Here is a 25,201-nt window from a genome sequence, read left to right as displayed (position 1 = left end):
CCAGGGTGGTTTCGAATATCTGGTAACCGTTCACGGGAAGATCTCCATCAGCGGCGCTTCGTAGCGGCTTTTGATCTCGTTGATCAGGGCATTGGCATCTTCCAGGTGCAGCACATGCACCAGCAGATGGCGGCGGTCCTCGGACAGCGCCGCCGATACCGTGCCCGGGGTCAGGGTGATGAAACTGGTCAGTGCGGCGATACCGTGGATGTTGGCGATATCCAGCGGCACCCAGATGAAGCCCGGCTTGAGCTTGCGCTCGGGCCCCAGCACCTGGGCGGCCACGCGCAGGTTGGACACCAGGATGTCCCACAGCACCACCGCGATCAGCTTGGGCACTGGCCGCAGCGTGCCGAGGCGGGCGAACTCGCGGTCCAGGCGGGCGGCGAACAAGGGAATGACCACACCCAGCAACAGGCCCAGCACCAGCTGGCCGAGGTCGAAGCTGGACGACATCACCATCCAGAACGCGACCACGGTGATCGACAGGGCTGGCGAGGGGAATACCCGGCGCAGCAAGGGGCGACGTTCGCTCATGGCTGCCTCACCTGCGGCGCGGTGCCGCGTACATCGTGCAGGTATTGATCCGGTGCCAGCAGCTGCGCGGCGATGGCGTCGGTCTGGCGCATCAGCGGCGCGGCGAACACGCTCATCAGCACCACATAGCCCAGCAGCAGGCAGGTGGCGGTGGTTTCAAAGGGGCGCGCTGGTGCATCCACGGGTTCGGGGTCCGGGATGGCGGCGTCATCATCGCCGGGCACGCGCCAGAACAGGCGGATGCCGGTACGGGCCAGGCCCATGATCACCAGCAGGCTGCTGCCCAGCACCACCGTCCAGACCACGCCGGTATGCGCGGCGGGTACCGCCGACAGCAGCGCTGCCTTGGCCAGGAACCCAGCCAGTGGCGGCAACCCGGCCACGGCCACCGCGCTGACCAGGAACAGCAGGCCCGGCACGGTCCTGCTCGGCAGTACGGCGGCCAGCTCATGCTCGCGGCGGCGGTCGGCCTGCACGCGCCGGCGGCGCATCAGGTCGGCGATCAGGAACAGTGCCGCGGCGGCAAAGGTGCTGTGCGGCAGGTAGTACAGGCCTGCGGAGATGGTGCCGGCATTGCCCAGCGCAAAGGCGATGAACAGCGTCGCCGCCGAGACCACCACCAGGTAGGCCACCAGCACGCTCATGCGGGTGGCTGCCAGCGCACCCAGTGCGCCAACCACCAGGGTGGCGATGCCGGCCCACAACAGCCAGTCGCTGCCATAGCCGCTCATCGCGCCGGCGTCGGCGTCGAACCACAGCGAGGTCACCCGCAGCACCGAGTACAGCCCGACCTTGGTCATGATCACGAACAGCGCGGCCACCGCCGCCGGTGCACGTGCATAGGATTCGGGCAGCCACAGGTACATCGGCAGCAGCGCCGCCTTGGAGCAGAACACCAGCAGCAACAAACCCAATGCGGCCTTGGCCAGCTTCAGGTGCGAGGGCGGCAGCTCGATGATGCGCTGACTGATCTCGGCCATGTTCAACGAGCCCAGGGTGGCGTAGAGCATGCCCAGCGCGATCAGGAACAGGGTCGAGGCGGTGACGTTGAACACCACGTAATGCAGGCCGATGCGCATGCGCAGGCCGCGCCCGCCAGACAGCAGCAGGCCGTAGGAAGCGATCAGCATCACCTCGAAGAACACAAACAGGTTGAAGATGTCGCCGGTCAGGAAGGCACCATTGAGGCCGACCAGCTGGAACTGGAACAGCGCATGGAAGTGCGGTGCGCGCCGGTCCCAACCGGTGCAGGCGTACAGCAGGCAGGGGATGGCCAGCAGCAGGGTGGTGGCCAGCATCCAGCCGGCCAGGCCGTCGGCCACCAGGGCGATGCCCAGCCGCGCCGGCCAGTCACCCAGCAGGTAGGCCGAGATCTGGCCCTGGCTGGTCTGCGCGACCAGCAATGCCACTGCTACCGCCAGCGCCGCCATGCTGGCCCAGGCCACGCTGCGCTGCACCTTGGGGCCGTAGCGGCGGTGCTCGATGAAAAGGGACAACGCGGCGCCGAGCAGTGGGATCAGGATCGGCAGGATCACCAGATGGTTCATGCGCCGGCTCCCGGCTTGGCCGCATCGTCAGCCGGCAATTCGGGCTCGTGGGCGTCGACATGATCGCTGTTGTTGTCGCTGCGGCTGCGCATGGCCAGCACGATGCTCACCGCGGTCATCGCAAAGGCGATCACGATAGCGGTCAGCACCAGTGCCTGCGGCAGTGGGTCGGTGTAATGGGCCAGGCTGGTGGCCACGCCATCCTTGAGCACCGGCGCCTTGCCGATCACCGGCCGGCCTGCGCTGAAGATCAGCAGGTTGGTGGCGTAGGACAGGAAGGTCATGCCCAGGATCACGTCGAAGCTGCGCGCGCGCAGCAACAGGTAGATGCCGATGCCAGCCAGTACGCCGATGGCGCTTGCCAGTGCCAGTTCCATCAGTGCATCTCCCCGGTGCGTGCCGAACGGCGGTGGATATCGATTTCGCCATTGCGGGCATTGCGGGTGCGCGAGGGCTTGATGGTGCCCATCATCGACAGGATCAGCATCACCCCGCCGAACACCACCAGGTACACGCCGGTATCAAAACCAATGGCGCTGGCCAGCGGCACGGTACCGATCAAGGGCAGCTCCAGGTCCAGGTGGCCACTGGTCAGGAACGGTACGCCGAACAGCATCGAGGCCACGCCACTGAGCAGGGCGATCAACAGGCCCAGGCCGATGCAGCGGATGTAATCGAAGCCGAAGCGCGACTCCACCGACACCGTGCCCTGGATCACGTACTGGATCAGCAGCGGCACCGCCAGCACCAGGCCGGCGATGAAACCGCCACCCGGCGCGTTGTGGCCGCGCAGGAACAGGAAGATCGACACCGTCAGGGTCAGCGGGAACATGATCTGGGCCAGATCGGCCGGCACCGGCAGCTTGATCGGCGGGCCCGGCATGATCTGTTCCGGCGCCATCCGCGTGCGTCGCAGCATGGCGTGCACCACCAGCGCGGCGATGCCGAACACGGTGATTTCGCCGAAGGTATCGAAGCCGCGGAAGTCGACCAGGATCACGTTGACCACGTTGTGGCCATAGGCCTCGGGCAGGGAGCGCAGCAGCATCTCACCGGACATGGTGTTGGGCGGCAGGGTCATCAACGAGTAGGCCAACGCGGCGATGCCAACGCCGGCAACGATGGCGAGCAGCGCATCGCGGCGCTTGCGCCAGCGCGAGTGCTCCGGCGGTGACTGCGTCGGCAGGTAGTTCATGCCCAGCAGCATCAGTGCCAGCGTCACCATCTCCACCATCAACTGGGTCAGGGCCAGATCCGGGGCCGACAGGAACACGAAGGTCAGCGCCACCATCAGGCCGGTTCCGCCCATCACAATCACCGCCAGCAGGCGCTGCTGGTACAGGAACAGGCCGGCAAACGCGCAGGCCAGCATCACCAGCCACAGCGTCCAGCCCAGCAGCGGCAACGATTGCGGCGCCGGCCACACCGGCATGACCGGGTTGGCGATGTACGGCGCGGCGGCGACGATCACCGCCACCAGCACCAGGGCGAACAACATGCGCTGCAGGCTGCCATTGGCCAGTGCGGTGGTGACGCTGTGGGCGAAGCCGAACAGCAGGTCGAGGGCGCGGTGGAACAGGTGCTTGCCGGTGGGGCGGTTGCGCGCGGCGTACAGGTCGGTGAAACGACGCAGGCCGAAGTACAGCGCAACGCCGCCGACCACGCCCACCGCGCTCATCGCCAACGGCAGGTTGAAGCCATGCCACACCGACAGGCTATACGCCGGCATCGAGGCACCCAGGATGGAAGCGGCCGCGGTCTGCAGCACCGGCGCGATGGTCAGCGCCGGGGCAATGCCCACCGCCAGGCAGATCACCACCAGCACTTCCACCGGCACCTTCATCCAGCGCGGCGGTTCATGCGGCACCACGTCGATGTCGACCGGCCCCTTGCCGAAGAAGGTGTCGTGGACGAAACGCAGGCTGTAGGCCACGCCGAGTACGCCGGCCAGCAGGGCGGCAGCGCTGATTGCCGAGCGCATCCAGTCCGGGCCTTGTGTGGCCAGCGCTTCGGCGAACAGCATTTCCTTGGACAGGAAGCCGTTGAGCAGCGGGATGCCGGCCATGGCCAGCGAGGCGACGATGGCCAGCGCGCTGGTGATTGGCATCAGCTTGCGCAGGCCGCCGAGCTTGCGCATGTCGCGGGTGCCGGTCTCGTGGTCGATGATGCCGGCGGCCATGAACAGCGAGGCCTTGAAGGTGGCGTGGTTGAGGATGTGGAACACGCCGGCGACCACCGCCATCGGCGTGGACAGGCCGAACAGCAGGGTGATCAGGCCCAGGTGCGAGATCGTCGAATAGGCCAGCAGGCCTTTGAGATCGTGCTGGAAGATGGCATTCCAGGCGCCGACCAGCAGGGTGATCGCACCGATGCCGCTGACCACGTAGAAGAACAGTTCGGTGCCGGCCAGGGCCGGGTGCAGGCGCGCCAGCAGGAACACGCCGGCCTTCACCATGGTCGCCGAGTGCAGGTAGGCCGACACCGGGGTAGGCGCGGCCATTGCCTGCGGCAGCCAGAAATGGAATGGGAACTGCGCGCTCTTGGTGAAGATACCGGCCAGTACCAGCAGCAATGCCCAGGGGTACAAGGCGCTGGCGCGGATCAGGTCACCGGAGGCCAGCACCACGTCCAGGTCGAAACTGCCGACAATGCGGCCGATCAGCAGCACGCCGGCCAGCAGCGCCAGGCCGCCGCCACCGGTGACAATCAAGGCCATGCGCGCGCCCTCGCGGGCGTCCTTGCGGTGCGACCAGAAGCCGATCAGCAGGAACGAGCTGATGCTGGTCAGTTCCCAGAACACCATCAGCAGCAGCAGGTTGCCGGCCAGCACCATGCCCAGCATCGCGCCCATGAACAGCAGCAGATAGCTATAGAAGCGACGCGCGCTGTCCTTAGCCGACAGGTAGTAGTGCGCGTACAGCACCACCAGCGCACCGATGCCCAGCACCAGACCGGTGAACATCCACGCCAAACCATCCAGGCGCAGGCTGAAGTCCAGGCCGATCTGCGACAGCCATTGCCAGCTGTTGCGGATCACCTCGCCATCGACCACCGCCGGCGTCACGCTGCCGAGCAGGGCCAGGCCCAGCACCGGTGCGGCTGCCGCCATGCATGCGACTGCCCCGCGGGACAGGCGGCCTATCAGGGCGATGGCCGCTGCCAACAGAAAGGGCAGCGCAAGCAGCAGCAACAGGACTGGCGTCATGTAGGGCGCGGTTCAGAAAGGGGTTTTGCAGTCTAACAGGCGATTTTTTCGATCAGCGACTTTTTATGAATGATCCGTTCGGGTTAGATCGCCCAAGCCAGTACTGCCAGTGGCTGTGGCCGGGTAACGCAAAAGTGCCGCGTCATGGCGAGCTGCCAAAGCCCACTCCGATCCGCCGGAGCGGGCTGACAGCGTGTAGGAGCGGCGTAAGCCGCGAAGCAGGCGATGCCGGAACCCCCGCTCTGTTTGTGGGAGCGGCGTAAACCGCGAAGCAGGCAATACCGGAACCACCGAGGTAGAGCCGAGCCACGTTCGGCTGAAGCTTTACCGGTAACGCCTCTTGTCGAGCATGGCTCGGCACTACAGGGCCGCGCCGCTCCCGCAGAATGACGGCTCAGCCCCGCTGGCGGCGGAATCAGGTGGGCTTGGCCATCTTCCCCTCAATGGAGAACGACATTCCCGTGGCAGGTACAACAGAAGTATCTTCCGCGCTCAGTAGCGCCATCCAAACTGCCGGAACAGCTTGGCCAGTACCCAGATCGGGCCGATCAGCAGATAGGTCAGGTCGGTGAGGAAGCTGGGGCGGCGGCCTTCGATCTTGTGGCCGATGAATTGCGCTATCCATGCCACCACGAATACGCCGATGGCGATGTACAGCAGCATCTGGATCCCAAGCCGGTCTTCCAGCAGCCGGCAGATGCAGCCGAACACGAAGAAGATGATCAGCATGCCGATGCCCAGCGGGCGCGACAGCCGGTTGTAATAGGCCCAGGTGCCGAACATGGCGAATGCGGCCCAGATGCCATGCTGGAACCACGGCACCAGTGGTGGAATGCACCACAGCAGGGCAATCACCGACCACAGGATCGCGGGTACCGCGAACACGTGGATGGCCTGGTTGGTGTGGTTGACGTGATCGCCGGAGTAGCTGGCGAAGTAACGATCCACCGGTCGCGCAATACTCATTCCACGTCCCTCCCGGGTTGAGCGGCAGAGCATAGCGCGGCTTCCCTACGGATGCGCACGGTGGCCGTGCGCATCCGTGACCGGCGCTGCAGGAATCAGTCGACGCTGATGCCTGCCAGCTTGTCCAGTGCCTCGGCGTACTTGGCGCGGGTACGCTCGATCACCTCGGCCGGCAGCGCCGGGCCCGGGGCGGTCTTGTCCCAGTCCAGCGTCTCCAGGTAGTCGCGCACGAACTGCTTGTCGTAGCTGGGCGGGCTGATGCCTACCTGGTATTCGTCGGCCGGCCAGTAACGCGAGGAGTCCGGGGTCAGCATCTCGTCCATGATGTACAGACGGCCGTCGGCGTCGGTGCCGAACTCGAACTTGGTGTCGGCCAGCAGGATGCCGCGCTCGGCCGCGTATTCGGCGGCGAACTTGTAGATGCGCAGGGTTGCATCGCGCACCTTTTCGGCCATGTCCGCGCCTACCGCCTTGACCATCGCATCGAAATCGATGTTCTCGTCGTGGTCGCCCACCGCCGCCTTGGTGGACGGGGTGAAGATGGCTTCGGGCAGCTTTTCAGCCTGCTGCAGGCCGTCGGGCAGGGCGATGCCGCTGATCTTGCCGGTGCGCTGGTAGTCCTTCCAGCCGCTGCCGATGACATAGCCGCGGGCAATGGCTTCCACCGGTACCGGCTTGAGCTTCTTGGTCACCACCGCGCGCTTGGCATACAGCGCCGGGTCCACGCCTTCGGGCAGCACGCTGGCCACGTCGATGCCGGTCAGGTGGTTGGGCATCAGGTGCGCGGTCTTGGCGAACCAGAAGTTGGACACCTGGCACAGCATCTCGCCCTTGCCCGGGATCGGGTCGGGCAGTACCACGTCGAACGCCGACAGGCGATCGGTGGCGACCATCAACAGGTATTCGCCCGGGGGAGTACCGGCTGGCAGACGTTCGCGCGGGATATCAAACACATCACGCACCTTGCCGCGATGGCGCAAGGGCAGGCCGGGAAGATCGGATTGCAACAGCGTGGTCGGCACGGGCACTCCTGGGACTTGGCAATGAATGCCGCCGGCTTGGAGGACCCGGGTCTGGAGGACCCGCAGGGCCCGCGGCTGGTCGGCGGGCGGCCTAGTGTACGGCCGGATCGGGCCGCTGTGGCATAAAATGCACGTCTTGATTGTCCTCAGGCCATTCACCCACCCATGCGCTGGTACGGAAAACTGTTCGGTTTCATCGCCGGGGCCCTGCTTTTCAGGCCCAACCCCTTGTTTGGCGGGATTATTGGTCTGCTGCTCGGGCACGCCTTCGACAGCGACTGGTTCCAGCTGGGCAAGGACCTGCCGTACCGTGAACTGGGGGTCACCCGTGAGGCCACCGACGCCGAGATCGATCTGGCCTACCGCCGCCTGATGTCCCAGTACCACCCCGACAAAGTGGCCGGTGCCGCGCCTGAACTGCGCGCCCAGGCCGAGAAGAAGGCCCGGCAGATCAACGCCGCCTACGACCGCATCAAATCCCTGCGCAAGCGCTGAAAGGCTCCGTCATGTCCAACTGCATCATTGCCCCGTCCATTCTTTCGGCCAATTTCGCCAAGCTCGGCGAGGAGGTCGACAACGTCCTGGCGGCCGGTGCCGACTGGGTCCACTTCGACGTGATGGACAACCACTACGTGCCCAACCTGACCATCGGTCCGATGGTCTGCCAGGCCCTGCGCAAGCACGGCGTGACCGCACCGATCGACGTGCACCTGATGGTCGAGCCGGTGGACCGCATCGTGCCGGACTTCGCCGAGGCCGGTGCCAGCATCATCAGCTTCCATCCGGAAGCCAGCCGCCACGTTCACCGCACCATCCAGCTGATCAAGTCGCACGGCTGCAAGGCCGGCCTGGTGCTGAACCCGGCAACCCCGGTCGAGGTGCTGGACTGGGTGCTGGAAGACCTGGACCTGGTACTGCTGATGTCGGTGAACCCGGGCTTCGGTGGCCAGGCCTTCATCCCGTCGACGCTGGACAAGCTGCGCGCAGTACGGGCGATGATCGACAAGCTCGGTAAGCCGGTGATGCTGGAAGTCGATGGCGGCGTCAAGGCCGACAACATCGGCGAGATCGCTGCCGCCGGTGCCGACGCCTTCGTGGCCGGTTCGGCCATCTTCAACGCGCCTGACTACGCTGCGATGATTGCCAAAATGCGCGGCAATGTTGCTGCGGCGCGGGGCTGAGTGATGGCCGCGGCTGAAGTGCAGATTCGTCCGGCAGTTGCCGATGACGCAGGCCTGATCCTGTACTTCATCCGCGAACTGGCCATCTACGAGAAGGCCGAATCCTCGGTGCAGACCGATGAGGCCGGTATCCGCGCCAGCCTGTTCGGCGCCGATGCCAAGGCGCAGGCGCTGATCTGCGAACGCGATGGCCAGGCCATCGGCTATGCGGTGTTTTTCTACAACTATTCGACCTGGCTGGGCCGCAACGGCATCTACCTGGAAGACCTGTACGTCAGCCCCGAAGCGCGCGGCAGCGGCGCGGGCAAGGCCTTGCTGCAGCACATTGCACGCTTGGCGGTGGCGCAGGGTTGTGGGCGTTTTGAGTGGTCGGTGCTGGACTGGAATACCTCGGCCATCGAGTTCTACAAGGCCGCTGGCGCCGTCGCCCAGGACGAATGGACCGTGTATCGCCTGCAAGGCGATGCATTGGAGAAATTCGCCAAAGGCGAATGAGGTAGTGCCGAGCCATGCTCGGCAGAGGCGTTTGGCACAGCAATCCAGCGCCGGCTTTTTTTTGTAGGAGCGGCGTGAGCCGCGAAGCACGTACCAAATCAGCCAGCCAAGAGCTCACCCCTCCCCAGCCCTCCCCTTTGCTGCGCAAAAGGGAGGGAGCAGGTAGTGCCGAGCCATGCTCGGCAGGGGCTTCACCTGTGATCTTTGAAAATTCCCGGTAATGCTCCAGCCGAGCATGGCTCGGCACTACAGGTAAAACAAAAAAAAGCCGCAACGTTGCCGTTGCGGCCGGGGAATGATGTGGGAGGCTGATCCTGCCTCCATCCGTCGTCCTTGCTATGGCCTTTCATTCTCCAGATGCGCTGTGACAACGAGGTGACATTCACCTGCGTGCAGCGGACCACTTGCTAGGCTGCGCGCCTTTGCTGGAGACCCGCATGCGAGCAGCGCCCTGGTTCCTGATACTCAACGGTAAATCCGCTGGCGACGATGCCGTGCGTGAAGCGGTGACGCAGCTGCGAGGGCAGGGACAGGAGTTGCGGGTACGGGTGACCTGGGAGGGCGGGGATGCGGAATGTTATGTGCGCGAGGCAGTAGCCGCGCAGGCGCCGTTGCTGATTGCCGGTGGCGGCGACGGCACCCTGAGCGAAGTGGCCGAGGCCATGGCGCATACCGGCCAGGACGCCGCGCAACTGCCCGCGCTTGCGCTGTTGCCACTGGGCACCGCCAACGACTTCGCCAGCGCCGCCGGTATTCCACTCGAGCCACTGGCGGCCTTGCAGCTGCCAGGCTGGGCGCCGGCGCGGCTGATCGATCTGCTGCGCGTTGAAGGCGACGGCAAGGTGCACTGGTGCGCCAATCTGGCCAGCGGCGGCTTCGGTACCGAGGTGACGGTGGAGACCCACGACGGTCTGAAGAAAATGCTCGGTGGCCTGGCTTATGTCCTCACCGGTGTGGCCAAACTGGGCAAGATCGAGCCGATTCAGGCGCATATCCATGGCGAGGGTTTCGACTGGCAGGGTGGCTTCATCGCGTTGGGCATCGGCAATGGCCGCCAGGCCGGCGGTGGCCAGCAGCTGTGCCCGGATGCGCTGCTCGATGACGGCCAACTGGACCTCACCGTGGTGCCGGAGCTGTCCGGCGAAGTCATGTCGACCCTGGGCACCTTGTTCAGCGAAGGCAAGCACGCCGCGCTGGAGCAGGTGGCTGAACGGGCGCGGCTGGGGGAGGTATGGATCGAGGCCGAGCAGCCGATGACGCTGAATCTGGACGGCGAGCCGATGCAGGCCCGGCGCTTCCATATCCAGTGCGTGGCGGGCCGGGTGCGCCTGCATCTGCCGGCCGACAGCCCGCTGCTGGGCGGCTGAATCGTTGCTGCTGCAAGCATCTGATCATGTTGCGGATGCACACCGGGCGCCGATCTTGCGGTAAAGTTGGGCGGTGCCCATTCTGACGACCAAGCGTTCCCTTTCTTCCGCTCGCCGCTGGTGGCGATGGTGGCCCGTTGCCGTCGTCCGTACCGCCACCGTCGATTCCCGGAAGGAAAGCCGTCTTGATCACGCAAGAGCAGTTCCAGCAGCTGGCCGCTGAAGGCCACACCGCACACCCGCATAATTTCGTACCCGTCGTCCGCGAAGTGCTGTCCGACCTGGACACGCCGCTTTCGGTCTATCTGAAGCTCGCCGACGGTCCGTATACCTATCTGTTTGAATCGGTCGAAGGCGGCGAACGCTTCGGGCGCTATTCCATCATCGGCATGCCGGCGCGCCGCATCTACAGCTTCCGCGGGCATACGCTGGAAGTCAGCGAGCTGGGCGAAGTGGTCGAGCGTCGTGAAGTGGCTGACCCGCTGGCCGAAGTGGAAGTGCTGCGCAAGCAGTATTCGGTGCCGCAGCTCGATGGCCTGCCGGGCTTTACCGGCGGCCTGGTCGGCTGGTTTGGCTTTGAGTGCATCCAGTACATCGAACCGCACCTGGGCGCGGGCGAAAAGCCCGATGAACTGGGTACGCCCGACATCCTGCTGATGCTGTCCGAAGAGCTGGCAGTGTTCGACAACCTCAAGGGCCGTCTCTACCTGATCGTGCACGCCGACCCGGCGCAGCCGCAGGCCTGGGCGCGGGCCAACCGCCGCCTCGACGAGCTGGCCCATCGCCTGCGCCAGGGCGGTGCCGGTTACCCGCAGTCGCAGGTATCTGACGCCATCGACGAGCAGGATTTCCAGTCGTCCTTCACCCGCGAGGAATACCACGCGGTGGTGCGCAAGGCGCAGGAATACGTGCGCGCCGGCGACATCTTCCAGGTGGTGCCGAGCCAGCGCCTGCGCGTGCCGTTCCGCGCGCGGCCGATCGACGTCTACCGCGCGCTGCGTGCGTTGAACCCGTCGCCGTACATGTATTTCATCGATGTCGGCGGCACCCAGGTGGTCGGCTCCTCGCCGGAAATCCTGGCGCGCCTGCGCGATGGCATCGTCACCGTGCGTCCCATCGCCGGCACCCGCCCGCGCGGCGCCACGCCGGAGCTGGACAAGGCACTGGAAGTTGAATTGCTGGCCGATCCCAAGGAACGTGCCGAGCACGTGATGCTGATCGACCTGGGCCGCAACGATGTCGGCCGCGTTGCCGAGCCGGGTTCGGTCAAGGTCGGCGAGCAGTTCGTGATCGAACGCTACAGCCACGTCATGCACATCGTTAGCGAAGTCACCGGCACCTTGAAGGCCGGCCTGAGCTATAGCGACGTGATGCGCGCGACCTTCCCGGCCGGCACCGTCAGCGGTGCGCCGAAGATCCGCGCGCTGGAAATCATCCGCGAGCTGGAGCCGGTCAAGCGCAACGTCTATTCCGGCGCGGTCGGTTACATCGGCTGGAACGGCGATGCCGACACCGCCATCGCGATTCGCACTGCGGTGATCCAGGACGGTTACCTATACGTGCAGGCCGGCGGCGGCGTGGTCTACGACTCCGACCCCGATGCCGAATGGCAGGAAACCATGAACAAGGGCCGCGCGTTGTTCCGTGCGGTGGCGCAGGCGGCGAAGGGGCTGTGAGGTGAAAGCCATGATTGCCAACGGCCTGCGTTCCATCCTGGTTGTAGGAGCGATGGGATTGGCGGCTGTTGCATCAGCACAGGAAGCCGAAGACAACGAAGTGGAGCCACCTGCGGTGATTCATGCGGAGGGCGCGGTCATCCATTTCGATGGACTTATATCGCCTGCTTCCGTTGACAGGGTGCGCGTATTGCTTGACGCAGACGACTCACTGATGGAGTTCGCAATTCGATCCGGTGGCGGCGATGTCGAGGCAGGAATGGCGTTGGGTGGAATGATCCACGACCGCGGGATGGATGTGCGTGTGGTCGGCGACATCTGCATGTCCTCCTGCGCGAATTATGTATTCCCTGCGGGCAACCGGAAGACCGTGGAAAGAGGTGCGTTGGTGCTCTGGCATGGATCTCTGCTGCAGAAGAATCTTCTGAAGGACTTCAACTACTCGGGCATTGAGCGGCAACTTGGTCGGCCGCCGAACTGGCTGGAGCGATGGTCCATACAGAGGACTGCAAAGAAGTGGTTTCGACGCGCGCTATCGGAACAGGCTGCGTTCTATACAAAGCTCGGGGTTGATCCCCGGATCACGATTCTTGGCCAGGATCAGGGTTGTGCATGCAACTGGACGGTTTCGGTTGCAGACATGGCGAGGTTTGGAATTGGCTCGGTGACTGCGGATGCCGATTATGCGATGCCCGGATACGCGCGCTGGGACGGGGAATGGCAGCTGATTGCAGGCGTCGGCGTAGAGCTGGCGGGCACACGACAATGAAGAGAGAACAACCATGCTGCTGATGATCGACAACTACGACAGCTTCACCTTCAACCTCGTGCAATACCTGCAGATGCTGGGTGCCGAGGTCAAGGTGGTGCGCAATGACGCGATGAGCGTCGCTGAAATCGCCGCGCTGCAGCCTTCGCACATCGTGGTGTCGCCCGGCCCGAAAACGCCGAACGAAGCCGGTGTGTCGCTGGAGGTGATCCGCCAGCTGGGCCCGACGATTCCGCTGTTCGGCGTGTGCCTGGGCCACCAGGGCATCGGCCAGGTCTATGGCGGTGATGTGATCCGCGCCAGCAACATCATGCACGGCAAGACCTCGCCTATCCGCCATGAAGGCAAGGGTGTGTTTGCCGGTCTGCCGGACCGCTACGAGGCCACCCGTTACCACTCGCTGGTGGTGGACAAGAACACCTTGCCATCGGTGCTGGAAATTACTGCCTGGACTGAGAATCCGGATGGCTCGATGGAAGAAATCATGGGTCTGCGCCACCGTGAGTATCCAGTCGAAGGTGTGCAGTTCCACCCCGAATCCATCCTCACCCAGCACGGCCACGCGCTGATGAAAAACTTCCTGGATCGCACATGTTGATCGAGCCGAGCCAGCTGCTGCTGTTCATGCTGGCCGGCTGGTTGTTGAACCTGACGCCGGGCCCGGATGTGCTGTACATCATCAGCCGCGCGCTGCGCGGTGGCCGCCGCGCCGGTTTTGCCGCCATTGCCGGTATCAGCGCCGGTTGCCTGGTGCATGTGGCGTTGGCCTCGTTGGGGCTGGGCGTGTTGCTGGCGACCTCGGCCACGCTGTTCACGGTGATCAAGTGGATTGGCGCGGCCTATCTGTTGTGGGTAGGTGTGCGCCTGCTGCGTGCTACCGGTGACTCGACCCTGCAGGCCGATATCGCCGCCAGCAGCGGCAGCGCCGGCTCGTTCTGGCAGGTGTTTGCCGGTGGCTTCCTGACCAATGTGCTGAACCCGAAGGTGGTGCTGTTCTTCCTCGCCTTCCTGCCCCAGTTCATCGCGCCGTCGGTGCAGAACAAGCCGTTGGCGTTCGCGCTGCTGGGCTTGGTATTCATGGTCAACGCGCTGCCGATCAACGCGGCCTACGTGCTGGCTGCCGATCGCGTGCGCAGCAGCCGTTGGGCCGCGCGTGGCCTGCAGTGGCTGGACAAGCTGGCTGGCGTTCTTTTCATCGGCTTTGGCCTGCGCCTGGCCCTTACCGCGAGGCCTGTGGCATGAGCCTGGAGAATCTCCGTCTGTTCGTGGTCATGCTCGGTGGTCGCCACCCGCGTGCCAATACCGAAGTGCACGACGTGGTGTTCGCAATTGGCCCCACGATCGAACAGACCTATCCGCAGCTGCGCGAGCAATGGTTCGGCGAGGCTGCCGGCCTGCATCTGGATTCGTGGATGGCGGTGGATGGCGTCGAGGACTGGCAGGTGCGCCTGTCGCAGGTCGCACCCGCTGCCGATGCTCAGACGCTGTTCTTCGTCAATCTCGGCGGCTATGTCGAAGGCGAGTTCGGCGAGGCGCACAGCTATCTGCTGGTGGTTGCTGCCGACGCAGCCGAGGCCAAGCGCAAGGCGCTGGCGCAGGCGCAGGCGCAAGCGCAGTGGATCAAGCCGCACCGCGATGCGCTGCTGGAAGTGGACAGCTGCCTGCCGGTCGGGCCGATCGGTGGCCTGCATGTGCAGCTGCGCGCTGGCGCACACGCCGGCATCCACAGCCAAAGCGATTACATCGTTATTTCCTGATTTTTGGAGTTGTCATGACCATCACTGCGCAGGAAGCCCTGCAACGCACCATCGAGCACCGCGAGATCTTCTTCGACGAGATGGTCGATCTGATGCGGCAGATCATGCGCGGCGAAATCTCGCCGACCATGACCTCGGCCATCCTCACCGGCCTGCGGGTCAAGAAGGAAACCGTGGGCGAGATTGCCGGCGCGGCAACGGTGATGCGCGAATTCGCGCTGCCGGTGCAGGTGGCCGACAAGACCCATCTGGTCGATATCGTCGGCACCGGTGGCGACGGCTCGCATACCTTCAACATCTCCACCTGCTCGATGTTCGTGGTGGCCGCTGCCGGCGCCAAAGTGGCCAAGCATGGCAACCGCAGTGTCTCCTCCAAGTCCGGCAGCGCCGATGCGGTGGAAGCCCTGGGTGCGGTGATCGAGCTGCAGCCCGCACAGGTAGCCCGCGCCATCGAGCAGACCGGCATCGGTTTCATGTTCGCGCCGATGCACCACCCGGCGATGAAGGTGGTTGCGCCGGTACGCCGTGAAATGGGCGTGCGCACCATCTTCAATATCCTCGGCCCGCTGACCAATCCGGTGGGCGCCACCAACATCCTGATGGGCGTATTCCACCCGGATCTGGTCGGTATCCAGGCGCGCGTGCTGCGCGAGCTGGGTGCCGAGCGTGCGCTGGTGGTGTGGGGCCGCGACAACATGGATGAGATTTCGCTGGGCGCCGGCACCCTGGTCGGCGAGCTGCGCGATGGCAAGGTACGTGAGTACGAAATCCATCCCGAGGATTTCGGCATCGCCATGTCGGCCAGCCGCAACCTCAAGGTCGAGAATCCAGAGGAATCCATCGCCATGCTGCGCGCGGTGCTGGACAACCAGCCGGGCCCGGCCAACGATATCGTCGCCCTTAATGCCGGCGCCGCGCTGTATGTGGCCGGCGTGGCCGACAGCATCGCCGATGGCTTGGCCCGCGCCCGCGCGGTCATTGCCGATGGCAGTGCGCGTGCGCGCATGCAGCAATACGTCCAGGCCAGCCGCGTGCTGGCCGGCAATCCCTGATAATCCCGATACCCCGCGTCCGCAGCGCCCGTCTTCCAGGAAGCAGATCCATGAGCGACATCCTCAACACCATCCTCGCCCGCAAAGTGCAGGAGGTCGCCGAGCGCCGCAGTCGCGTGTCGCTGGCCGAGTTGCAGGCGCGCGTGGCCGACGCCTCACCGGTGCGCGGCTTCGCCAACGCGCTGAACGCGGCCATTGCCAATGGCGACCCGGCGGTGATCGCCGAGGTCAAGAAGGCCAGCCCGTCCAAGGGTGTGATCCGCCCGGATTTCCACCCGGCCGATATCGCGGTGAGCTACGAACTGGGCGGCGCCAGCTGCCTGTCGGTGCTGACCGATGTCGACTTCTTCCAGGGCGCCGACCTGTACCTGCGGCAGGCACGCGAGGCCTGCACGCTGCCGGTGCTGCGCAAGGATTTCGTGATTGATCCCTACCAGGTGGTGGAGGCGCGCGTACTCGGCGCCGACTGCATCCTGCTGATCGTCTCGGCACTGGACGACCGGCAGTTGGCCGAGCTGTCCGATCTGGCCATGCAGCTGGGCATGGACGTGCTGGTGGAAGTGCACGACATCGACGAACTGGAACGCGCCATCCAGGTGCCGGTGCCGCTGGTCGGCATCAACAACCGCAATCTGCGTACCTTCGAGGTGTCGCTGGACAACACCTTGTCGATGAAGGACGCGGTGCCGCGTGACCGCCTGCTGGTCACCGAGAGCGGCATCATGGGCCCGGCCGACGTCAAGCTGATGCGCGATGCGGGCGTCAACGCCTTCCTGGTCGGTGAGACCTTCATGCGCGTTGAAGAGCCAGGTGAGGGCCTGCGTCAGCTATTCTTCCCCGCATGACTGAGCCCTATCCGACCCCCCGCGACGACGCGCAGCTGGTCGTCTTCGACTTCGATCACACGTTGTATGACGGTGATTCCGGCAGCCACCTGTTCGCCTGGCTGATCAAGCGTAATCCGCTGCGGCTGCTGGCGGCCATCCTTGCCACGCCTTTGCTGGGGCCGCTGGTGGCGCTGTTGCCGACCCGCCGTTTCGGTATTTCCGGCTATGTCTGGATCGCCACCTTCGGCCTGCATCAGGCGCGCGACTTCAACAAGGTGATCGACCAGTACGTGCTCAAGCACGAGCCGCAGATCCGCCAGCACCTGCTGCCGCATGCGCTGCAGGTATTTGCCGCGCACCGCCGTGCCGGTGACCGGGTGATCGTGGCCACCGGCGCACCGCCGGAGCTGGCCCGCGCCATTCTCGCCTTCGTGGCCGAGCAGGGCGTGCCGGTGATCGGCAGCGAGGTTGGCCCACGGCTCGGCGCGATGGGCGCCACCCGCCACTGCCACAACGAAGAGAAGATGCGCATGCTGCGCGAGCGTGGCTATGGCGACATCGCGATAGCCTACTCCGACAGCACCGCCGACCTGCCGCTGCTGCAGGCCGCCAAGGCGCCGGTGGTGGTGAACCCCAAGCATTCGCGGGTGGCGTACTTCGGCAAGGTATTGCCGGCCGGCACGCCGATCCTCAACTGGGGCTGCCCAGGCCGCGGCGGCAAGCCGCTGCCGAACTGATCTGAAGCGGAGCCAGGCCCCCTTCTTCCGGGTGCTCTGCGGGGCGCGGTGTCTGGTGGGCTGATGGGAGCTTTTGCGGCTCTAAGGCAAGGTCAAAAGCTGCCCTCACCCCAACCCCTCTCCCGTAAACGGGAGAGGGGCTATCAGATTGCAGGCATGTGGGAATCTCCCTTCTCCCGCTAGCGGGAGAAGGTGCCCGGAGGGCGGATGAGGGGAGCTTTTAAGGCCTTAAAAACAAAGTCAAAAGCTGCCCTCACCCCAACCCCTCTCCCGTAGACGGGAGAGGGGCTCCGGAAGTCCCCGGCTTGCTAGGCGGCCAGCGCCCTTGCCTCACCCTCCGCGCAGCTTCGCCACTGCCATGCCGATCTGGAACAGGCTGATCGACAGCACCAGCACGCCGACGGCGATCAGCACCCAGCGCTCCTTGACCCGCTTCACCAGCAGCGCCGCCACCGGCGCGGCCATCATCCCGCCGACCAACAGGCCGGCGACGATGGACAGGTGCTGCAGGCCCATCGACAGCAGGAAGGTGGCCGAGATCGACAGGGTCACGATGAACTCGGCGGCGTTGACCGAGCCGATGGTGGTGCGTGCCTGGCCGCCACGGGCCAGCAGGGTGGAGGTGGCCACCGGCCCCCAGCCACCACCGCCGGTGGCGTCCAGCAGGCCGGCGAAGAAGCCCAGTACCGGCACCCGCTTCACTTCCTGCTTGGCCATGAACTTGCCCGCCGCGCGCGCCAGGATGAAGATCGCCAGCACCAGCAGGTAGAGGTAGATGAAGGGCCGCACCACGTCGCCGGGCAGCTGGGTCAGCACATAGGCGCCGATTGCTCCGCCAACGGCGCCAGGTATCGCCAGCCGGAAGAACAGCCGCTTGTCGACGTTGCCGGCGACCAAGTGCGAGACCCCGGACGCGCCCGTGGTGAACACCTCGGCGGTATGAATGCTGGCGCTGACCGCCGCTGGCGGCAGCCCCATGCTCAGCAATACCGAGGACGAAATCAGCCCGAACGCCATGCCCAGCGCGCCGTCCACCAGCTGTGCGCCCAGGCCGATCAGGATGAACCAGTAAAATTCGCTGCCAAATTCCATCCCCCAAGCCTGCGGTCCGGGGCAGGGCAGGTCAAGGAAAGCTACATCGGTAAGTAATGGTTTGAGTTGATTCCTTACGCCAATCAGCGCCAAACAGCAGCTAAGTTGCCGCTATATCGCCAGCCGTCGCCGTATTCGCGATGAGGGCCGGCGGCAGCGGCAAGGGCACAGAAAATCAACGAATTCGCAGGGCCTGTTGAGATTTCGGCAGAAGACAGAGTTCACAGTTTGAGGGCACAGTTTTCTGCCGCAAAAGCCGTGTTTCCTCATCCTGCGCGGACGCGCAGAGGGGGGGGGGGGCTGTCAGCGGGGATATGCGTGGAATCACCCCAAGGACTGTTCGCCGACGGGTACGTGGAGACCTCGTCTCCGGTCGCTCGGGCGCTGCGTAGCCCGGGTAAGCGCAGCGCGTCCGGGGAAACCTGGCAGATGTGGCATCGGCGGGCGGCGGCCATCGGGGCTATGCCGCGAATGCTTCGAAGCCCACCTGAGCGCGTTGCCTGCCCGCGCTGCCGGGTTCCAGGTAGCCCGGGTAAGCGCAGCGCACCCGGGAGGCTGGCGCGAGCGGCAGCAGTTGATGGCTGTCATCAGGGCCATGCCGCCAATGCTTCAAAGCCTCCGGCACGCGCGGCTTACCCGCGCCGCCGGATTGTCTGGCGGTGGGCTTTTCCGAGGTAAATCAGCTCAGTAGGCCCCTTTGGGTAAAGGAGCGCGCCGACAGGCGCAGGGTCTGGAAGGCTGATAGGCCTGGCCGGCGCCTCAGCAAAACCGAGGTGCCGGCCTGGTCAGGCGCGTCGCCGCGCGCCCGTGTAGCCGCGTGGCTTGCGGTGCCATGTGGCAGGTCGCAAACCAACGTGGCTTGATACGTGAATACGTATCCGCGCCGGGTCAGCGCGTCCCGTACAGCACGACGGTCTTGCCGCGGGCATGCAGCAGCCCGTCGACCTGCAGCTTCTTCAGCACGCGGCCGGCCATTTCCCGCGAACACCCCACCAGGCGGGCGATTTCCTGGCGCGAGACGCGCAGCTGGGTGCCCTGGGGGTGGCTCATCGACTCCGGCTCCTTGGACAGATCGTGCAAGGTGCGCACGATGCGGTCGGTCACGTCCAGGAAGGCCAAGCGGCTGGCCTTGCGGCTGGTGTGCAGCAGGCGGCGGGAGATCTGCGAGCCAATGGCGTACAGCAGCTTGGGCGCATCCACTGACAGTGGGCCCAGGAACAGCTGGTGCAGCCTCTCGTAGCTGATCTCGGCCAGTTCGCAGGGGGTGCGGGTGCGCAGGATCACTTCGCGCTTGTCCGACTCGATGAACAGGCCCATTTCGCCGACAAACTCCCCGGCGCCGAAGTAGCCCAGTACCAGTTCACGGTCGTCGTCCTCCTCGGCAATGATGCTGACCGAGCCGCTGATCACGTAATACATGGTTCCCGCAGGGTCACCCGGACGGAACACATCGGTCCGCGCCGGGTAGCGGCGACGGTGGCTGTGGGCCAGGAATCGGTCGATGGTAGCGATATCCAGCGCCAGCGGGCTGGAGGCAAGACGCACGTTGGACACGGTGTTGGCGTTACCTTGGCTCATGATGGCGTTCACAGTTTGGATGAACTTGCTTAATGGGCAAGCTTAACGACGCTGAGCATAAGGGGCAAACGGGCATCACGGAGCAAGTATCACAGGGAGGGACTTTGCCCCATACTTCCGCCTTTCCCACCATCTACAGGATCGACCGCCGTGGTCAAGCCGTTGCCTCGCCTGAGGTTGCAAGGATTCAACAACCTCACCAAGGCCTTGAGCTTCAACATTTATGACGTCTGTTATGCGCGTACCGAAGAGGAGCGCCAGCGTTATATCGAGTACATCGACGAGGAATACAACGCCGATCGACTCACGCAGATCCTCACCGATGTGGCTGAAATCATCGGTGCGAACATCCTGAACATTGCGCGTCAGGATTACGACCCACAGGGTGCCTCGGTCACAATTCTCATTTCCGAGGAACCGGTGATCGACAAGAAGCAGGCCGGCAAGGAGTTGATCTCCGACGCCGTGGTTGCGCACATGGACAAGTCGCACATCACCGTGCACACCTATCCGGAAACGCACCCGCAGGAAGGTATTGCAACCTTCCGTGCCGATATCGACGTGGCTACCTGTGGCGTGATTTCGCCGTTGAAGGCGCTGAACTACCTGATCGAGAGTCTGGAATCAGACATCGTGATCATGGATTACCGCGTGCGTGGCTTCACCCGTGACGTAAAGGGCAAGAAGCACTACATCGATCACAAGATCAACTCGATCCAGAACTTCCTGGCCAAGAACATCAAGTCGCGTTACGAGATGTTCGACGTCAATGTCTATCAGGAAAATATCTTCCACACGAAGATGCACCTGCAGGACTTTGACCTGGACAAGTACCTGTTCGAAGAGAAGGCCAAGAACCTGTCCTTCAAGGAACGCATGAAGATCGAGGCGCTGTTGCGCCGCGAGATCGAAGAGCTGTTCCACGGCCGCAACCTGGCCGAGTAAGCACCGTCTGCGCAGGCCGGCATGCCGGTCTGCGCAAAAACTGGCGGGACGGCCCGCCCTGCATCTGATGCAGACGTTTGCCGACGGCGGCCCGGTGTGCATTCACCGGGCCGCCGTCTTTTTTTTGTAAAGGAAGTTGGCGATGCCCTGGATCTACCTGCTGCTTGCGGGCCTGTTCGAGATTGGTTTTGCGCTGGGCCTGAAGTTCAGCGAAGGCTTTACCCGGCTCTGGCCGAGTGTGTTCACCGTGGTGTTTGCCGGCATCAGCCTATGGTTGCTGACCCAGGCGCTGCGCACGATACCGGTAGGTACCGGCTATGCGATCTGGACCGGGATTGGCGCCGTGGGTGTGGCGATCGCCGGGGTGATCCTGTTCGGTGACAGCGCCAGCTGGCCACGCCTGCTGTGCATCGGCCTGATCGTGACCGGTGTGATCGGCCTGAAAATGGTCAGCTGACCGTAGTGCCGAGCCATGCTCGGCAGGGGGCTCTATGCGTAGTGCCGAGCCATGCTCGGCAGAGGCTTTCCCGGTAAGGCCCCAGCCGAGCATGGCTCGGCACTACAGGTGCGGCTTTCCTGGTAAGGCCTCAGCCGAGCATGGCTCGGCTCTACAGGTGGTGCCTTAAATCCGGTAGGCCACGGCCTTCATTGCCTTGGAGGCCAGTGCCATCACTGATGGGATCGGGAAGGGCAGCTTGCGCGCGCCGGCATGTTCGGCGTGTTCGGCGTGGCGTGCCTCATCGATCTTCATCACCTTGAGGATCTCGCGGCTGCGTTGATCGGCCGGTGGCAGGGTTTCCAGGTGCTCGTCCAGGTGCGCTTCCACCTGGCGCTCGGTCTCCACCACGAAGCCCAGGTTCCAGCCATCGCCGCGCAGGCCGGCCAGGGTGCCGATGGTGTAGCTGCCGGCATACCAGAGCGGGTTGAACAGGCTCGGGCGGCTGTCCAGTTCGCGCAGGCGGTCGGCGCACCAGCTCAGGTGGTCGGTCTCTTCCTGCGCGGCTTCCAGCAGGTGCGCGCGCGTGGCGGGGTCGCGGGCGACCGCAGCCTGGCCGAAATACAGCCCCTGCGCGCAGACCTCGCCGACGTGGTTGATGCGCATCAGGCCGGCGGCGTGACGGACCTCGGCCGGCTCCAGCACCACTTCGGGGGTGTCGCCGGCGGGGTTGGGGCGGGCGGCCGGCGGATTGCCGAACACCGTGTCCAGGGCGCGCTGGGCTTCGGTCAGCAGGTGGTCCAGTGGCGTATGTACGCGGGCGGTGATCATGGCGGGCAGTGCAGTGGGGTATGTGGCGATTCTCGCCGCTGGCCCTGAACCTGCCAAGCCGCGGACCCGCGGCTGTTCAGGGCGTGGCCGTTCAGGGCGTGACTTGCGCCGGCGGCGTGCGGCCAGTACAATCCCGCCTCTTCTGTTTCACCTTCACAACGCGTGGCAAAGTTCCGGTGGTTCATCTCGCCGTAATCAGCCCGACCTACCTGAGTTCTTTATGAGCACTTTCACTGCAAAGAACGAGACCGTCCAGCGCGACTGGTACCTCGTTGACGCCGCCGGCAAGACGCTGGGCCGTCTCTCCACCGAGCTGGCTCGCCGCCTGCGTGGCAAGCACAAGCCGGTTTACACCCCGCACGTTGACACCGGTGATTACCTGGTCGTCATCAATGCCGACAAGATTACTGTTACCGGCAAGAAGCTGAAGGACAAGAAGTACCATCGCTTCACCGGCTACATCGGTAACCTGAAGACCGAATCCCTGGAGCAGGCGCTGGAGCGTCACCCGGAGCGCGTGATCGAGATCGCCGTCAAGGGCATGCTGCCGAAGGGCCCGCTGGGTCGTCAGATGTACCGCAAGCTCAAGGTCTATGCAGGCACTGAGCATCCGCACGCAGCACAGCAGCCGCAGGTTCTGGATATCTAATCATGGCTATCACTCAAAACTACGGCACTGGCCGCCGCAAGTCCTCCACCGCTCGCGTGTTCCTGCGCAAGGGCACTGGCAACATCACCGTCAATGGCCGTCCGCTGGACGAGTTCTTTGGCCGTGAGACCGCACGTATGATCGTGCGTCAGCCGCTGGAACTGACCCAGAACACCGAAAGCTTTGACATTCTTGTCACTGCTGCTGGTGGTGGCACCACCGGCCAGGCCGGTGCGATCCGTCTGGGCATCGCCCGTGCACTGGTCGAGTACGACGAAACCCTGAAGTCCGAGCTGCGCAAGGCTGGCTTCATGACCCGTGACGCTCGTGAAGTCGAGCGTAAGAAGGTCGGCCTGCACAAGGCACGTCGCGCCACCCAGTTCTCCAAGCGTTAATCGCTTTGGGGTGGGGTTCTTCGGAATCCCACTGGGAAAGCAAAAGCCCGGCTTCGGCCGGGCTTTTGTCGTTTTGGAGTTGGCGGAGCAGTTGGCGGGGCGGGGTGGCTTGCTGTCGCTCAACTCCCTGCTGCCGGATCGCGCACAAAAAAAAGACCTGATCTCTCGATCAGGTCTTTTGTATATGGCAGCCCCGGAAGGATTCGAACCTCCGAATGTCTGAGTCAGAGTCAGATGCCTTACCGCTTGGCGACGGGGCTATGGTGCGTGGCGATTATCGCACATCTGGCCGCTGGGTTGGCCTGTGTGGGTGTGGCGGATGAAACAGAAAGGGCCTGATCTTTCGATCAGGCCCTTTTGTGTCTGGCAGCCCCGGAAGGATTCGAACCTCCGAATGTCTGAGTCAGAGTCAGATGCCTTACCGCTTGGCGACGGGGCTGTAGTGCAGGTCAAACCTGCGTCCCTTGGTGGCTATGGGTGGACTCGAACCACCGACCCCAGCATTATGAGTGCTGTGCTCTAACCGGCTGAGCTACATAGCCTTGGGAGCCGGTAATTCTGGTGGCGGCGTAACATTTTGTCAACAGGTTTTTCTGTGCTTGTGGCATGACAGCAGCCATGGCAGAGTCGTCGGCAGTAGAAATTTTAGGAGTCCGCATCGTGATCGATCCGGACGGCTATCGACCGAACGTCGGCATTGTGCTGATGCGGGAAGACGGGCAGGTGTTCTGGGCACGACGTGTGCGCCGGGATGGCTGGCAGTTCCCGCAGGGTGGCATGAATACCGACGAAACCCCGGTCGAGGCCATGTATCGCGAATTGCAGGAAGAAACCGGCCTGCTGCCTGAACATGTTGAAGTCCTGGGGGCGACCCCCGGTTGGCTTCGCTACCGGCTGCCTACCCGGGCCATCCGGCACACCGAAAAACAGGTCTGCATCGGCCAGAAGCAGGTCTGGTTCCTGCTGCGCCTGACCGGTGACGAGGCGCATGTGCGTCTGGATGAAACCGATACGCCGGAGTTCGATCACTGGCGCTGGGTGGACTTCTGGTACCCGGTGGAACATGTAGTGATCTTCAAGCGTGGCGTCTATGCCCGCGCGCTGCGCCATCTGGCGCCGTTGGCGCGGGGTATTGCCGGGCAGGGCGTGCAGGCGATGCCAGCGGCCGCACAGGAGGCGTGGATGCCTGGCAGCAGTGCCGGCCATGAGCGCCCCCGCAAGCGTCCACGCCGGCCTGGGGTCTGGCGCGGCAAGAAGATTAATAATGATTAACGTCCGAAATTGACAACCATTCGCATTTGCGATTGAATGCTGACACGGCCGATACGTGCCGGGTTCAGGGGCGTCAAGCCGTGTACGTTTGCATCTGCACTGGAGTTACCGATCACCAGATCCGTGAAGCCGCGCTTGCCGGCTGCGACAGCGTGTCCGAGCTGACCATGCGTACCGGTTGCGGTTCCAATTGCGGGTCCTGCCTGGACATGGCCGCCGGCCTGCTGGAGCAGGCGCGCGCCAGCCGCGAGCTGCCCCTGCCCTTGCTGCGGGCGGCCTGAGCCGGCCCTGCCGCCAGCGCCAACAGCGCTGGCTAATGATCACGATTCGCGTTCCTTCATTGTCTGCCGGCAAACGGTAAAGTGCGCTGGTTCCAATAGTCGGAGTCAGCGCCATGAAAGGCGACGCCAAGGTCATCGAATTTCTCAACAAGGTCCTCTACAACGAGCTGACCGCCATCAACCAGTACTTCCTGCACGCCAAGATGCTGAAGAACTGGGGCTTGAACGAGCTGGCCGAACACGAATACAAGGAATCGATCGACGAGATGAAGCACGCCGATGTGCTTTCCGATCGCATTCTGTTCCTTGAAGGCCTGCCCAACTTCCAGGCGCTGGGCAAGCTGCGCATCGGCGAAAACCCCACTGAAATCCTCAAGTGCGATCTGGCGCTGGAGAGCGAAGCGGCGGCCGTGCTGCGCGACGCCGTGGCCTATGCCGAATCGACCAGCGATTACGTCAGCCGCGAGCTGTTCGTGAAGATCCTCGACTCGGAGGAAGAGCACATCGATTGGCTGGAAACCCAGCTCGATCTGATCGCGCGCATCGGCGAGCCGAACTACCTGCTCACCAAGCTGGAAGACTGA

The 25,201-nt window shown here is 64.1% G+C and carries 28 protein-coding genes and 3 tRNA genes; 19 read left to right on the top strand and 12 right to left on the bottom strand.

Annotation, left to right across the window (positions count from 1 at the left end):
- Window positions 1-30: 30 nt before the first annotated feature.
- The 6 genes from ABB27_RS01445 to ABB27_RS01420 form a co-directional block, all read right to left on the bottom strand.
- Window positions 31-537 (bottom strand): Na+/H+ antiporter subunit E, encoded by a 507-nt coding sequence (locus ABB27_RS01445; RefSeq protein ID WP_057626449.1) that lies wholly within the window; start codon window positions 535-537, stop codon window positions 31-33.
- Window positions 534-2,084 (bottom strand): monovalent cation/H+ antiporter subunit D, encoded by a 1,551-nt coding sequence (locus ABB27_RS01440; protein ID WP_057626448.1) that lies wholly within the window; start codon window positions 2,082-2,084, stop codon window positions 534-536. The genes ABB27_RS01445 and ABB27_RS01440 overlap by 4 nt, the downstream gene beginning before the upstream one ends.
- Entirely contained in the window at window positions 2,081-2,461 is a 381-nt protein-coding gene (locus ABB27_RS01435) for a Na+/H+ antiporter subunit C (protein WP_057626447.1), read from the bottom strand. The genes ABB27_RS01440 and ABB27_RS01435 overlap by 4 nt, the downstream gene beginning before the upstream one ends.
- A complete protein-coding gene (locus ABB27_RS01430; RefSeq protein ID WP_057626446.1) occupies window positions 2,461-5,289 on the bottom strand; it encodes a monovalent cation/H+ antiporter subunit A in 2,829 nt (942 codons plus the stop codon). The genes ABB27_RS01435 and ABB27_RS01430 overlap by 1 nt, the downstream gene beginning before the upstream one ends.
- Window positions 5,290-5,781: 492 nt before the next feature.
- Window positions 5,782-6,255 carry an Mpo1 family 2-hydroxy fatty acid dioxygenase gene (locus ABB27_RS01425; protein ID WP_057626445.1) on the bottom strand — a complete coding sequence of 158 codons (474 nt, stop codon included), beginning with the start codon at window positions 6,253-6,255 and terminating at the stop codon, window positions 5,782-5,784.
- 95 nt (window positions 6,256-6,350) lie between these two features.
- Window positions 6,351-7,277 carry a phosphoribosylaminoimidazolesuccinocarboxamide synthase gene (locus ABB27_RS01420; RefSeq protein ID WP_057626444.1) on the bottom strand — a complete coding sequence of 309 codons (927 nt, stop codon included), beginning with the start codon at window positions 7,275-7,277 and terminating at the stop codon, window positions 6,351-6,353.
- Between the two features lie 165 nt (window positions 7,278-7,442).
- Between ABB27_RS01420 and ABB27_RS01415 the strand changes: the two genes are divergently transcribed.
- From ABB27_RS01415 to ABB27_RS01360, 12 genes are all read left to right on the top strand, one after another.
- Window positions 7,443-7,772 (top strand): J domain-containing protein, encoded by a 330-nt coding sequence (locus ABB27_RS01415; protein ID WP_057626443.1) that lies wholly within the window; start codon window positions 7,443-7,445, stop codon window positions 7,770-7,772.
- Between the two features lie 11 nt (window positions 7,773-7,783).
- Window positions 7,784-8,458 carry a ribulose-phosphate 3-epimerase gene (gene rpe / locus ABB27_RS01410; RefSeq protein ID WP_057626442.1) on the top strand — a complete coding sequence of 225 codons (675 nt, stop codon included), beginning with the start codon at window positions 7,784-7,786 and terminating at the stop codon, window positions 8,456-8,458.
- A 3-nt stretch (window positions 8,459-8,461) separates the two neighbouring features.
- Window positions 8,462-8,953 carry a GNAT family N-acetyltransferase gene (locus ABB27_RS01405; protein ID WP_057626441.1) on the top strand — a complete coding sequence of 164 codons (492 nt, stop codon included), beginning with the start codon at window positions 8,462-8,464 and terminating at the stop codon, window positions 8,951-8,953.
- A gap of 437 nt (window positions 8,954-9,390) precedes the next feature.
- Entirely contained in the window at window positions 9,391-10,320 is a 930-nt protein-coding gene (yegS, locus tag ABB27_RS01400) for a lipid kinase YegS (protein ID WP_057626513.1), read from the top strand.
- A gap of 185 nt (window positions 10,321-10,505) precedes the next feature.
- The gene (gene trpE, locus ABB27_RS01395; RefSeq protein WP_057626440.1) at window positions 10,506-11,996 is read left to right on the top strand and encodes an anthranilate synthase component I; all 1,491 of its coding nucleotides are present in this window, start codon (window positions 10,506-10,508) and stop codon (window positions 11,994-11,996) included.
- Window positions 11,997-12,006: 10 nt separating this feature from the next.
- Window positions 12,007-12,765: a hypothetical protein gene (locus ABB27_RS01390; protein WP_152984376.1), complete on the top strand. Its 759-nt coding sequence runs from the start codon at window positions 12,007-12,009 to the stop codon at window positions 12,763-12,765.
- Between the two features lie 13 nt (window positions 12,766-12,778).
- Window positions 12,779-13,363 (top strand): anthranilate synthase component II, encoded by a 585-nt coding sequence (locus tag ABB27_RS01385; protein ID WP_057626438.1) that lies wholly within the window; start codon window positions 12,779-12,781, stop codon window positions 13,361-13,363.
- On the top strand, window positions 13,357-14,007 hold the full coding sequence (locus ABB27_RS01380) for a LysE family translocator (protein ID WP_057626437.1): 651 nt from the start codon (window positions 13,357-13,359) through the stop codon (window positions 14,005-14,007). The genes ABB27_RS01385 and ABB27_RS01380 overlap by 7 nt, the downstream gene beginning before the upstream one ends.
- Complete coding sequence (locus ABB27_RS01375) at window positions 14,004-14,522, top strand: DUF1543 domain-containing protein (protein ID WP_057626436.1); 519 nt, start codon at window positions 14,004-14,006, stop codon at window positions 14,520-14,522. Before ABB27_RS01380 ends, ABB27_RS01375 begins: the two co-directional genes overlap by 4 nt.
- Window positions 14,523-14,536: 14 nt before the next feature.
- Window positions 14,537-15,574, top strand: a complete 1,038-nt coding sequence (trpD, locus tag ABB27_RS01370) for an anthranilate phosphoribosyltransferase (protein ID WP_057626435.1) — start codon at window positions 14,537-14,539, stop codon at window positions 15,572-15,574.
- A 50-nt stretch (window positions 15,575-15,624) separates the two neighbouring features.
- Window positions 15,625-16,419 (top strand): indole-3-glycerol phosphate synthase TrpC, encoded by a 795-nt coding sequence (gene trpC, locus ABB27_RS01365; protein ID WP_057626434.1) that lies wholly within the window; start codon window positions 15,625-15,627, stop codon window positions 16,417-16,419.
- Window positions 16,416-17,138: a haloacid dehalogenase-like hydrolase gene (locus tag ABB27_RS01360; RefSeq protein ID WP_057626433.1), complete on the top strand. Its 723-nt coding sequence runs from the start codon at window positions 16,416-16,418 to the stop codon at window positions 17,136-17,138. The genes trpC and ABB27_RS01360 overlap by 4 nt, the downstream gene beginning before the upstream one ends.
- 330 nt (window positions 17,139-17,468) lie before the next feature.
- On the opposite strand, the gene ABB27_RS01355 is transcribed toward ABB27_RS01360, so the two are convergent.
- Both ABB27_RS01355 and crp read right to left on the bottom strand, forming a co-directional pair.
- Complete coding sequence (locus tag ABB27_RS01355) at window positions 17,469-18,230, bottom strand: sulfite exporter TauE/SafE family protein (protein ID WP_057626432.1); 762 nt, start codon at window positions 18,228-18,230, stop codon at window positions 17,469-17,471.
- An 888-nt stretch (window positions 18,231-19,118) separates the two neighbouring features.
- Complete coding sequence (gene crp, locus ABB27_RS01350; protein WP_057626431.1) at window positions 19,119-19,808, bottom strand: cAMP-activated global transcriptional regulator CRP; 690 nt, start codon at window positions 19,806-19,808, stop codon at window positions 19,119-19,121.
- 150 nt (window positions 19,809-19,958) lie between these two features.
- Between crp and speD the strand changes: the two genes are divergently transcribed.
- Both speD and ABB27_RS01340 read left to right on the top strand, forming a co-directional pair.
- On the top strand, window positions 19,959-20,753 hold the full coding sequence (speD, locus tag ABB27_RS01345; RefSeq protein ID WP_057626430.1) for an adenosylmethionine decarboxylase: 795 nt from the start codon (window positions 19,959-19,961) through the stop codon (window positions 20,751-20,753).
- Window positions 20,754-20,895: 142 nt separating this feature from the next.
- Window positions 20,896-21,210, top strand: a complete 315-nt coding sequence (locus ABB27_RS01340) for a DMT family transporter (protein ID WP_057626429.1) — start codon at window positions 20,896-20,898, stop codon at window positions 21,208-21,210.
- A 165-nt stretch (window positions 21,211-21,375) separates the two neighbouring features.
- Here the strand turns inward: ABB27_RS01340 and coq7 are convergent, their stop codons facing one another.
- Entirely contained in the window at window positions 21,376-22,020 is a 645-nt protein-coding gene (coq7, locus tag ABB27_RS01335; RefSeq protein WP_057626428.1) for a 2-polyprenyl-3-methyl-6-methoxy-1,4-benzoquinone monooxygenase, read from the bottom strand.
- A gap of 220 nt (window positions 22,021-22,240) precedes the next feature.
- Here coq7 and rplM point away from each other — a divergent pair, with 220 nt between their 5' ends.
- Together rplM and rpsI are read left to right on the top strand one after the other, a co-directional pair.
- Complete coding sequence (rplM, locus tag ABB27_RS01330; RefSeq protein WP_057626427.1) at window positions 22,241-22,669, top strand: 50S ribosomal protein L13; 429 nt, start codon at window positions 22,241-22,243, stop codon at window positions 22,667-22,669.
- 2 nt (window positions 22,670-22,671) lie between these two features.
- Window positions 22,672-23,064, top strand: coding sequence for a 30S ribosomal protein S9 (gene rpsI, locus ABB27_RS01325; RefSeq protein WP_057626426.1), 393 nt, complete (start codon window positions 22,672-22,674; stop codon window positions 23,062-23,064).
- A gap of 185 nt (window positions 23,065-23,249) precedes the next feature.
- On the opposite strand, the gene ABB27_RS01320 is transcribed toward rpsI, so the two are convergent.
- From ABB27_RS01320 to ABB27_RS01310, 3 genes are all read right to left on the bottom strand, one after another.
- Window positions 23,250-23,324 (bottom strand) — tRNA-Gln (locus tag ABB27_RS01320).
- Window positions 23,325-23,428: 104 nt separating this feature from the next.
- Window positions 23,429-23,503: transfer RNA gene (locus tag ABB27_RS01315), tRNA-Gln, on the bottom strand.
- A 26-nt stretch (window positions 23,504-23,529) separates the two neighbouring features.
- Window positions 23,530-23,606: transfer RNA gene (locus ABB27_RS01310), tRNA-Met, on the bottom strand.
- Window positions 23,607-23,724: 118 nt separating this feature from the next.
- On the opposite strand from ABB27_RS01310, the gene ABB27_RS01305 reads away from it, so the two are divergent.
- From ABB27_RS01305 to bfr, 3 genes are all read left to right on the top strand, one after another.
- A complete protein-coding gene (locus ABB27_RS01305; RefSeq protein ID WP_057626425.1) occupies window positions 23,725-24,336 on the top strand; it encodes an RNA pyrophosphohydrolase in 612 nt (203 codons plus the stop codon).
- A gap of 80 nt (window positions 24,337-24,416) precedes the next feature.
- The gene (locus tag ABB27_RS01300; protein WP_057626424.1) at window positions 24,417-24,617 is read left to right on the top strand and encodes a (2Fe-2S)-binding protein; all 201 of its coding nucleotides are present in this window, start codon (window positions 24,417-24,419) and stop codon (window positions 24,615-24,617) included.
- 113 nt (window positions 24,618-24,730) lie between these two features.
- Window positions 24,731-25,201, top strand: coding sequence for a bacterioferritin (gene bfr, locus ABB27_RS01295; protein WP_057626423.1), 471 nt, complete (start codon window positions 24,731-24,733; stop codon window positions 25,199-25,201).

It is taken from the genome of Stenotrophomonas terrae (genome assembly GCF_001431465.1).
Classification (GTDB): Bacteria; Pseudomonadota; Gammaproteobacteria; order Xanthomonadales; family Xanthomonadaceae; genus Stenotrophomonas; species Stenotrophomonas terrae.
The sequence above is the reverse complement of the archived record's forward strand: the minus strand, read 5'-3'. Positions and strand labels throughout refer to the sequence as shown.